This window comes from Streptomyces catenulae, assembly GCF_000718015.1.
In the GTDB taxonomy this organism is placed as follows: domain Bacteria; phylum Actinomycetota; class Actinomycetes; order Streptomycetales; family Streptomycetaceae; genus Streptomyces; species Streptomyces catenulae.
Genome location: NZ_JODY01000044.1, coordinates 36,745 through 46,177, shown reverse-complemented (window position 1 = coordinate 46,177; position 9,433 = coordinate 36,745). Strand labels below are relative to the sequence as shown.

The following is a 9,433-nucleotide window of genomic DNA, read 5'->3' as shown; positions in this document are numbered from 1 at the left end:
GTCAACGACTGGGACATCAACGCCATCAACGGCATCCCCTCCAAGGGCCTCCTCCAGGTGATCCAGCCCACCTTCAACACGTACCACGTCAAGGGCACCCCCCATAAGCTCACCGACCCCGTCGCCAACATCACCGCCGCGGCCAACTACGCCGCCCACCGCTACGGCTCCATCGACAACGTCAACTCCGCCTACTGACACGGAGTGACACCGCGCTGACGGGCGCGCGCCCCGGCACCACGCCGGACCGCGCGCCACCGAGACCGCGGACCGGGGCGACTGGCGCGTGCGCCTCGTCCGCAGCCCGCAGCGGGTCCCGTTCACCGGGGCCCGCTGCGGCGTTTGCACACCGGGGTGCCCGAAGTGCGGAGACACGCCGTCAGACGGGTCCGACCGGGTGAGAACGACCGGCTGAATGGCGGACTGACGGGCCATCGGGTCTTCGGCGTGTACGGATTAGCGTATACGTCTTCTTATCGGCAGATATGTTCCACGTCCGCCGATAACGACCTCACCGATGGCTTTCGGAGGCACTCGATGCCCTTGCGCAGTTCCGGTCCCGCCCGCCGTGCGATCCCCGTCACGGCCGGAACCCTTATCGTCCTCACCGCGCTCGCCCTGCCGCTCGCGCTGCCCACCGCCGCGGTGGCCGCCACCGGAAACGGCCAGGAGCCCGCCCACCCCGAGCAGGACTGGATGGGCTCCACCATCGCCGCCCACGAGGGCGGCGACCGGGCCGGTGGCAAGGACACGGACGACCCGGGGACGACGGAGTCCAACGCGGCTTCGTCGGTCAACGGCGTCGACGTCTCCAGCCACAACGGCAACGTCGGCTGGCCCGCGCTGCGGCAGAGCGGGGTGCGTTTCGCGTACGTGAAGGCGACCGAGGGAACGACCTACAAGAACCCGTACTTCACCCAGCAGTACAAGGGGTCGTACGACGCGGGGATCATCCACGGCGCGTACCACTTCGCGCTGCCCGACCACTCCAGCGGCGCCTCGCAGGCGAAGTACTTCGCGAAGGAGGGCGGCGCCTGGTCGAAGGACGGCAAGACGCTGCCCGGGGCGCTCGACATGGAGTACAACCCCTACGGCTCGACCTGCTACGGCAAGACCGAGGCCGCGATGATCGACTGGATCGCGGACTTCCTGAAGACGTACCGCGCCGAGACCAAGCGGGACGCCGTCCTCTACACCTCCACCAACTGGTGGAAGCAGTGCACCGGCAACTCCAAGAAGTTCGGGAAGACCAACCCGCTGTGGGTCCCCCGGTACGGCTCATCCGTGGGTGAGCTGCCCGCGGGCTGGGACTTCCACACCATCTGGCAGTACACCTCCAGCGGGCAGACGGTCGGCGACCGCAACCGCTTCAACGGCTCCTTCAGCCGTCTGCAGGCACTCGCCAACGGCTGACGGCCCCGTGTGACGGCCGGTCCCGGCGCGCGACGCGCCGCCGGGACCGGCCGTTCGGCGTACCGGCCCTATCCGCCGCCGGGGGAACTCTCCGCGGCGTGCGCGATGTTGCGGGCCATGCCGCCGAACACCGCGGCGTGGAAGGGCGCGACGGACCACCAGTAGGCGTGTCCGGCCAGTCCGTGCGGGTGGAAGAGGGCGCGCTGGCCGTAGACGGTACGGCCCCGGGCGTCGCGGCCGACGGTCAGCTCCAGCCAGGCCAGGCCCGGCAGCCGCATCTCGGCGCGCAGCCGCAGCAGCCGCCCGGGGACGATCTCCTCGACCCGCCAGAAGTCGAGGGAGTCACCGGCCCGCAGCCGGGCGGCGTCGCGGCGGCCACGGCGCAGCCCGACGCCGCCGACCAGCCGGTCGAGCAGGCCCCGGACCGCCCAGGCGGCGGGGAACGAGTACCAGCCGTGCTCGCCGCCGATGCCCTCGACGACGTTCCAGAGCGCCTCGGGGGTGGCGTCCACCAGGCGTCGGCGGCGGTCGGTGTAGAGGCTGCCGCCCGCCCAGTCGGGGTCGGTGGGCAGCGGCTCGGCGGGGGCGCCGGGGACCGCGGCGTTGGACCAGCGGGTGGCGACCTTGGCCTCCCGGATCCGGCGCAGCGCCAGCTCCAGCGCCTCGTCGAGCGGGAGCGGGTATCCGGGCGGGTCGGGGACGTACCGGGCGAGATCGTGTTCGCGGCGGACGACCTCGTGGCGCAGCGATTCGGCGAGCGGCCGGGCGAGGCTGCCGGGAACGGGGGTGACCAGGCCGACCCAGTGGCTGGACAGGGCGGGGGTGAGCACCGGCACGGGCACGATGAACCGGCCGGGCAGCCCGGCGACGCGGGCGTAGCGCTGCATCATGTCGCGGTAGGTGAGGACGTCGGGGCCGCCGATGTCGAAGGCGCGGGAGACGTCGTCGGGCAGGGTGGCGCAGCCGACGAGGTAGCGCAGGACGTCACGGACGGCGAGGGGCTGGGTGCGGGTGGAGACCCAGCTGGGCGTGATCATCACCGGGAGGCGTTCGGTGAGGTAGCGGAGCATCTCGAACGAGGCGGAGCCGGAGCCGATGATCACCGCGGCGCGCAGCACGGCGGTGGGGACGCCGGAGGCGAGGAGGATGTCGGCGACCTCGGCGCGGGAGCGCAGATGCGGGGAGAGCCGGTTGCGCGGGACGTCGGGCGGGGTGAGGCCGCCGAGGTAGACGAGGCGGCGGATTCCGGCGGCGCGGGCCTCGTCGGCGAAGATCCGGGCGGCGCGGCGGTCGGTCTCCTCGAAGGCGGCGCCGGTGCCGAGGGCGTGCACCAGGTAGTAGGCGGTGTCGACGCCGTCGAGCGCCTCGCGGACGGAGGCGACGTCGGTGACATCGCCCCGCCGGATCTCGGTGCGGCCCGCCCAGGGGTGGTCGCGCAGCTTCTCCGGGGTGCGGGCCAGGGCCCGTACCGCGAATCCGGCGTCCAGCAGCTCGGGGACGAGGCGCCCGCCGATGTATCCGGTGGCGCCGGTGACCAGTGCGAGGGGGCGCTCGGGCGGGGTGGGTGCGCCGGGGGCCGGGTCGGGCGCGGCCGGGTCCGGGCCGCCGGGCGCTGCGGTGTCGGCCATGGGCCGTGCCTCCTGACGGGGCGGGTGCCGGGGCGACGGGGCGCGCCGCCCCACCCGGCTCAGTGTGGCATCGGGAGGGGTGGGGTGGCACGGCGACGGGGCGGGCCACCCGGTGGAACGGCGGGCGCGGCCCGGGGCGGGGCCGGTGGCGCGGGAGGTGCCCGGCGTCGGGCGTCGCCATCCGGCCACGCTCGCGGTCTCCGTCGCGGCGCGGCGTTTCTCCGCCCCCGATCCGGGCCAGGGTGCGGTCATGGGATGCGGGGTCCGGGCCCCGTACCGCCGTGTCCGCCGGTTCGTCCGACCCGCAGGAGCCGTCATGCCCGAGCAGGAAACCGACCGCCGACCGCCGCGGTTCGGCGTCAACTACACGCCGTCGCAGGGGTGGTTCCACCACTGGCTCGACTTCGACCTGGACGCGGTGCGCGCCGATCTGGACGCCGTCGCCGGGCTCGGCCTCGACCATGTCCGCGTCTTCCCGCTGTGGCCGCTGTTCCAGCCCAACCGGACGCTGATCCGGCCGCGCGCCGTGGAGCAGCTGGTGGCGCTGGCGGACGCGGCCGCCGAGCGGGGGCTCGACGTCGCCGTCGACGGCCTCCAGGGGCATCTGTCGAGCTTCGACTTCCTGCCCGCCTGGACGCGGACCTGGCACCGCCGGAGCCTGTTCACCGATCCGGAGGTCCGCGCCGGGCAGCAGGAGTACCTGCGGACGCTGGCCGCTGCCCTCGCCGACCGGCCCGCGTTCCTCGGGATGACGGTCGGCAACGAGTTCAACCAGTTCGCGGACGGTCCGCACCCCGATCCGGACCGGATCGACGCGGCGCAGGCCGGGGCGTGGCTGGAGCTGATGCTGGCCGCCTGTGAGCGCGGGGCGCCGGGGCGGCCGCATCTGCACGCCGCCTACGACGCCGCCTGGTACCAGGACGGTCACCCCTTCACGCCCGCGCACGCCGCCCGGCTGGGCGCGGTGACGGCGGTGCACTCCTGGGTGTTCAACGGGACGGCGCAGCGCCACGGCGCGACCGGTGTGGCGACGGAGCGGCACGCCGCGTATCTGATCGAGCTGTCGAAGGCTTGGGCCGACGATCCGCACCGCCCGGTGTGGCTCCAGGAGGTCGGCGCCCCGGCGCCGCACATCCCGCCGGACGGCGTCGCCCGCTTCACCGCCGCCACCGTCGACGCCGCGCTGGACTGCACGGGTGTGTGGGGCGTGACGTGGTGGTGCTCGCACGACGTGGACCGGGCGCTGGCGGACTTCCCGGAGCTGGAGTACGGGCTGGGGCTGTTCACCACCGGCGGGACGGCGAAACCGGCGGCGCACGCCCTCGCCGCGCGGGCCGCCGCCTGCCGCGCCCGGCCGCCCCGCCCCGCGCCGCGCACCACCGCGCTCGTCGTCGACGTGGGCGATCCGGAGACGGCGCCGCATCGGTCGGTGTGCGCCCCGGGCGGGCCGGTCTTCGAGGCGTGGGCCCGGCTGGCGGCCGACGGGGGCCGGCCCGCGCTGGTGCTGGACCGGCACACCGGCGACGCGGACCGTCGGGCGGCCCGCGGCATCACGGAGCTGGTGACACCGGACGAGGTGCTCGGCGCCGCGGCCCGGCGTCCCGCCTGATCACACCCGCTCCCCCGCCCCGTCCCCGCAGCTCACCGCAGGTTCCTCGACGTTACGGAGTCCCTCATGCACGACGACCGCGCCCTGACCGAAGCCCGTCTCGCCCGGGTCCTCGCCGAACGCATCCGGCCCGCGCTGTACCCCGTATCCGTACCGCTGGAGGTCTCCGCCTGGGTCGCCCCGGGGGAGCCGGTCCCGGTGGCGGAGGGGATCGCGGCGCCGCACTCCCCCGTGGCCGTCGGGGACGCCTGGGGCGCGCCCTGGGGGACGACCTGGTTCAAGGTGACCGGTGAGGTGCCCCGGGAGTGGGCGGGGCGGACCGTGGAGGCGGTGCTCGACCTCGGGTTCGACGAGCGGCAGCCGGGCTTCCAGTGCGAGGCGCTGGTCCACACGCCGGACGGTGCGCCGGTCAAGGGGCTGAGCCCGCGCAACCAGTGGGTGCGGGTCGGCGCCCCGGTGCGCGGCGGTGAACGCGTCGAGTGGCATCTGGAGGCGGCGTCGAACCCGGAGATCATGGGCGATCCGCCGTTCCGGCCCACACCGTTGGGCGATCCGGAGACCGCGGGCGACGCGCCGCTGTACCGGCTGGCCCGGATGGATCTGGCCGTCTTCGACCAGGAGGTGTGGGAGCTGATCCAGGATCTGGAGGTGCTGGGCGAGCTGATGGCCGAGCTGCCGGTGGAGGCGGGGCGCCGCTGGGAGATCCTGCGGGCGGTCGGCCGGGCGCTGGACGCGGTGGACCTCCAGGACGTGGGCGGTACGGCGACGGCGGCGCGGGAGCGGCTGCGGGAGGTGCTGGCGGTGCCCGCGGGGGCGTCGGCGCACCGGATCAGCGCGGTGGGGCACGCGCACATCGACTCGGCGTGGCTGTGGCCGCTGCGGGAGACGGTGCGGAAGGTGGCGCGTACCGCGTCGAACATGACGGCGTTGCTGGCGGACGAGCCGGAGTTCGTGTTCGCGATGAGCCAGGCGCAGCAGTACGCCTGGCTCAAGGAGCACCGGCCCGCGGTGTACGCGAAGGTCAAGGAGGCGGTGGCGGCGGGCCGGTTCGTCCCGGCGGGCGGGATGTGGGTGGAGTCGGACACCAACATGCCGGGGTCGGAGGCGATGGCGCGGCAGTTCGTGCACGGGCGGCGGTTCTTCCTGGAGGAGTTCGGCGTCGAGAACGACGAGGTGTGGCTGCCGGACACGTTCGGGTTCGCCGCGGGGTTGCCGCAGATCATCAAGGCGGCGGGCGCCCGGTGGCTGCTGACGCAGAAGATCTCCTGGAGCCGGACGAACTCCTTCCCGCACCACACCTTCCGCTGGGAGGGCATCGACGGCACCCGGATCTTCACGCACTTCCCGCCGGTCGACACATACAACTGCGAGATGTCCGGGGCGCAGCTGGCGCACGCGGCGCGGAACTTCAAGGAGAAGGGGGTGGCGCGGCGGTCGCTGGCGCCGACCGGGTGGGGTGACGGCGGGGGCGGTACCACCCGGGAGATGGTCGCGAAGGCGCGGCGGGTGCGGGATCTGGACGGTTCGCCGGTGGTGGTGTGGGAGAAACCGGCGGACTTCTTCGCGGCGGCGGAGGCGGAGTACCCCGAGGCGCCGGTCTGGGTGGGTGAGCTGTATCTGGAGCTGCACCGCGGGACGCTGACCAGCCAGGCGCGTACCAAGCGCGGCAACCGCCGCAGTGAGCAGTTGCTGCGGGAGGCGGAACTGTGGTCGGCGACCGCCGCGGTGACGGCCGGTCGTCCGTATCCGTACGCGGCGCTGGACAGGCTCTGGAAGACGGTGCTGCTGCACCAGTTCCACGACATCCTGCCCGGTTCGTCGATCGCCTGGGTGCACCGGGAGGCGGCGCGGACGTATGCGGCGGTCGCGGCGGAGCTGGAGGAGATCGTCGCGGGCGCGCTGGCGGCGCTGGCCGGGGACGGGGAGCGGGAGCTGACGGCGAACGCGGCGCCGCACGCCCGCTCCCGGGTCGCCGCCGGAGGGCTGGCCGAGGCGGTGTCCGAGGGCGGTCCGGTGACCGCCGAGCCGCGCGAGGGCGGCGGGTTCGTGCTGGTCAACGGCGTGCTGCGGGTGGAGGTCGACGGTCGGGGGCTGCTGGTGTCGGTGTACGACCTGGCGGCGGGGCGGGAGTGTGTGGCGCCGGGCGGCGCCGCCAATCTGCTCCAGCTGCACCCGGATTTCCCGAACATGTGGGACGCCTGGGACGTGGACGCGTTCTACCGGAACACCGTGACCGAGCTGACCGACGCGGACGAGGTGGTGCTCGCGGCGTCCACCGGCGAGGCGGTGACGGTGCGGGTCACCCGGCGGTTCGGCGCCTCCCGTGCCGTGCAGACGGTGACGCTCGCCCGGGGCGCGGGGCGGGTCGACCTGACGGCGGAGGTCGACTGGCACGAGACGGAGAAGTTCCTCAAAGCCGCCTTCCCGCTGGATCTGCACACCGACCGGTACGCGGCGGAGACACAGTTCGGGCATCTGTACCGGCCCACGCACACCAACACCAGCTGGGAGGCGGCGAAGTTCGAGGCGTGCGCGCACCGCTTCGTCCATCTCGCGGAGCCCGACTGGGGGGTGGCGCTGGTGAACGACGCGACGTACGGGCACGACGTGACCCGCGCCGTGCGGGAGGCGCCCGGCGAGGCGGGCACCACGACCACGGTCCGGCTCTCCCTGCTGCGCGCCCCGCGCTTCCCGGACCCGGAGACCGACCACGGGGTGCACCGCTTCGGGTACGCGCTGGTGCCCGGTGCGGACATCGGCGGTGCGGTGCGCGAGGGCCACCGCATCAACCTGCCGGAGCGGCGGGTGACGGGCGCGGGCCCGGTGGCGCCGCTGGTCTCCGTCGCCGAGGAGTCGGTGGTGGTGACGGCGGTCAAGCTCGCGGACGACGGCAGCGGCGATGTGGTGGTGCGGCTGCACGAGGCGCACGGTGCGCGCGCCACCGCGACGCTCACCCCGTCGTTCGAGGTGTCGGGGGTGGCCGTCACCGATCTGCTGGAGCGCCCGGTGGCCGACGGCCCGCGTGCCGTCCGCGACGGCGCGGCGGTGCGGCTGGCGCTGCGGCCGTTCCAGCTGGTCACGCTGCGGCTGACGCGAGCGGCACGGTGAGCGTACGGGTCCGGGCGGCGGGCGTCCGGGCGCCCCGGGTCACGGCGGGCGGCCGTCGTCCGGGGAGGCGGCGGACCCGTCCTCCTCGGGGTAGCCGTCGTGGCCCGGGTCGAGGTCGAGCATGTCCAGCAGCAGGGACAGCTCCCCCGCGTCCCGGGCCCGGCCGGCCAGCGTGGACCGGGCCCGCCGACGCTCCTCGTCGCGGCTGATCCGGCGGGGCGCGGGCCCGTCGGGCGTGCGGTGTTCATCGGTCACCGCTGCATTCTGGGCCGGTGCCCGCACGCCGCGCCCGCCGGACGGGCCGCCGCTGCGCCGCCCAGGTCCGTATCCGTGGCCCGGCCGGGTGACGGCGCCGCCACCCGGGCCCCGCAGGCCGCGAGGATGCGGGGTGCCGGAGCGGGGGCGATGCTGGAGCGGACGGGGATCGTCGTGAGGGAGGATGACCCATGTCCATGCTCGACAAGCTCAAGTCCATGCTCAAAGGCCACGAGGAACAGACCGGCAAGGGCATCGACAAGGCCGGCGACTACGTCGACAAGCGGACCCAGGGGAAGTACAGCGGTCAGGTCGACAAGGGCCAGGATCGGCTGAAGGACGAGTTCGGCGGGGGCGGCGACAAGGGTCAGCCGCCGCAGTCCTGACCCCCGGGCCGCACCGACCACCGCGGCCCACCCCTTCCGTGGCCCCGCGCGGACGCGCCCCCGGCGCGGCCGGACGGGGCCACCGGCCGGTCCGGGACCGGCCGGGCGTCACCCGCCGGTGATCTCCAGGCCCCGCAACGGGCCGGGGTCCAGCACGGCGCCGCCCGCGGCGAGGTCGCGCGGGAGGTCGGCGGCGGTGACTCCGTCGAGATACAGGGCCGCCTCCTCGCCCTCGGCGGCATGGCCGCGCTTGCGGCGGCGGACCTCGATGGCCGCGACCGTCGCCTCCCGCGGGCCCGTGGGCAGCGGCAGCCGCGCCCGCTGCCCGGTCCGTATCGCCCCGGACACCACCTGCCCGGTGAAGACCACCCCGCGCACGGGTACGACGAAGACGTTGGTGACGGTGAAGCGGAACGGCCCGGTGACGGGCGGCGGTTCGGCGCCGCCGCGCCTGCTGAAGATCCCCATGCCCGCCATCCTCGCACGCCCGTACGACAACGGCCCGGGTTATCCACAGCTGCGCCCGGCCGACCACCGGCTCTTCCGGGCGTTCCCGCAACGGCCGGGGGCCGTGGGCCGGACGGACGACGGCGCCCGCCCCGCGGGTGCGGGACGGGCGCCGGGGTGCGCCGTGGTCAGACGGCGACGCGGATCTTCTCCGCCTGGGGGCCCTTCTGACCCTGGGTGACCTCGAACGTCACCTTCTGGCCCTCCTGGAGCTCCCGGAAACCGGTGGCGTCGATGTTCGAGTAGTGCGCGAAGACGTCGGCGCCGCCGCCGTCCTGCGCGATGAAGCCGAAGCCCTTCTCCGAGTTGAACCACTTCACGGTTCCGCTGGCCATATCCGTCTCCTTCGTTCAAGGGGCTCGTATCGGCTCCCGCGCGGTGCGGCAGCCGGAGGTGATCGCCCTGGTCCGGAGAGGTATCGCACAGAAAGAACGCCCGTGAAGGCGACACGGGCGTCCGGCACTTCGGAACCACGACAGCTGATCGGGACGCTACACCGAGTGATGCCCGGCAGTCATCACCGTCGT

At 74.2% G+C, this 9,433-nt stretch carries 9 protein-coding genes; 5 read left to right on the top strand and 4 right to left on the bottom strand.

What is annotated here, in order from left to right; genetic code table 11:
- Positions 1-198 (top strand): transglycosylase SLT domain-containing protein (locus IF23_RS0128395; RefSeq protein WP_030288689.1); only part of this gene is annotated, 198 nt, incomplete at its 5' end.
- Positions 199-537: 339 nt separating this feature from the next.
- Positions 538-1,413 (top strand): lysozyme, encoded by an 876-nt coding sequence (locus tag IF23_RS0128390; protein WP_030288687.1) that lies wholly within the window; start codon positions 538-540, stop codon positions 1,411-1,413.
- A gap of 68 nt (positions 1,414-1,481) precedes the next feature.
- On the opposite strand, the gene IF23_RS0128385 is transcribed toward IF23_RS0128390, so the two are convergent.
- A complete protein-coding gene (locus IF23_RS0128385; RefSeq protein WP_030288686.1) occupies positions 1,482-3,041 on the bottom strand; it encodes an SDR family oxidoreductase in 1,560 nt (519 codons plus the stop codon).
- A gap of 316 nt (positions 3,042-3,357) precedes the next feature.
- Between IF23_RS0128385 and IF23_RS0128380 the strand changes: the two genes are divergently transcribed.
- Both IF23_RS0128380 and IF23_RS0128375 read left to right on the top strand, forming a co-directional pair.
- The gene (locus IF23_RS0128380) at positions 3,358-4,650 is read left to right on the top strand and encodes a glycoside hydrolase 5 family protein (protein WP_030288684.1); all 1,293 of its coding nucleotides are present in this window, start codon (positions 3,358-3,360) and stop codon (positions 4,648-4,650) included.
- 66 nt (positions 4,651-4,716) lie between these two features.
- The gene (locus IF23_RS0128375; protein ID WP_030288682.1) at positions 4,717-7,758 is read left to right on the top strand and encodes an alpha-mannosidase; all 3,042 of its coding nucleotides are present in this window, start codon (positions 4,717-4,719) and stop codon (positions 7,756-7,758) included.
- A gap of 39 nt (positions 7,759-7,797) precedes the next feature.
- Here IF23_RS0128375 and IF23_RS31670 read toward each other — a convergent pair whose 3' ends face one another.
- Complete coding sequence (locus tag IF23_RS31670; RefSeq protein ID WP_037680045.1) at positions 7,798-8,013, bottom strand: hypothetical protein; 216 nt, start codon at positions 8,011-8,013, stop codon at positions 7,798-7,800.
- A 191-nt stretch (positions 8,014-8,204) separates the two neighbouring features.
- Between IF23_RS31670 and IF23_RS0128365 the strand changes: the two genes are divergently transcribed.
- Complete coding sequence (locus IF23_RS0128365; RefSeq protein ID WP_030288680.1) at positions 8,205-8,399, top strand: antitoxin; 195 nt, start codon at positions 8,205-8,207, stop codon at positions 8,397-8,399.
- 108 nt (positions 8,400-8,507) lie between these two features.
- On the opposite strand, the gene IF23_RS0128360 is transcribed toward IF23_RS0128365, so the two are convergent.
- Both IF23_RS0128360 and IF23_RS0128355 read right to left on the bottom strand, forming a co-directional pair.
- Positions 8,508-8,867 carry a hypothetical protein gene (locus IF23_RS0128360; protein WP_030288678.1) on the bottom strand — a complete coding sequence of 120 codons (360 nt, stop codon included), beginning with the start codon at positions 8,865-8,867 and terminating at the stop codon, positions 8,508-8,510.
- Positions 8,868-9,034: 167 nt separating this feature from the next.
- Positions 9,035-9,241: a cold-shock protein gene (locus IF23_RS0128355; protein ID WP_030288676.1), complete on the bottom strand. Its 207-nt coding sequence runs from the start codon at positions 9,239-9,241 to the stop codon at positions 9,035-9,037.
- Positions 9,242-9,433 lie beyond the last annotated feature (192 nt).

Coding starts and splice junctions, on each gene's coding strand:
- IF23_RS0128390 (WP_030288687.1), top strand. CDS start 538: ATGCCCTTGCGCAGTTCCGGTCCCGCCCGCCGTGCGATCCCCGTCACG.
- IF23_RS0128385 (WP_030288686.1), bottom strand. CDS start 3,041: ATGGCCGACACCGCAGCGCCCGGCGGCCCGGACCCGGCCGCGCCCGAC.
- IF23_RS0128380 (WP_030288684.1), top strand. CDS start 3,358: ATGCCCGAGCAGGAAACCGACCGCCGACCGCCGCGGTTCGGCGTCAAC.
- IF23_RS0128375 (WP_030288682.1), top strand. CDS start 4,717: ATGCACGACGACCGCGCCCTGACCGAAGCCCGTCTCGCCCGGGTCCTC.
- IF23_RS0128365 (WP_030288680.1), top strand. CDS start 8,205: ATGTCCATGCTCGACAAGCTCAAGTCCATGCTCAAAGGCCACGAGGAA.
- IF23_RS0128360 (WP_030288678.1), bottom strand. CDS start 8,867: ATGGGGATCTTCAGCAGGCGCGGCGGCGCCGAACCGCCGCCCGTCACC.
- IF23_RS0128355 (WP_030288676.1), bottom strand. CDS start 9,241: ATGGCCAGCGGAACCGTGAAGTGGTTCAACTCGGAGAAGGGCTTCGGC.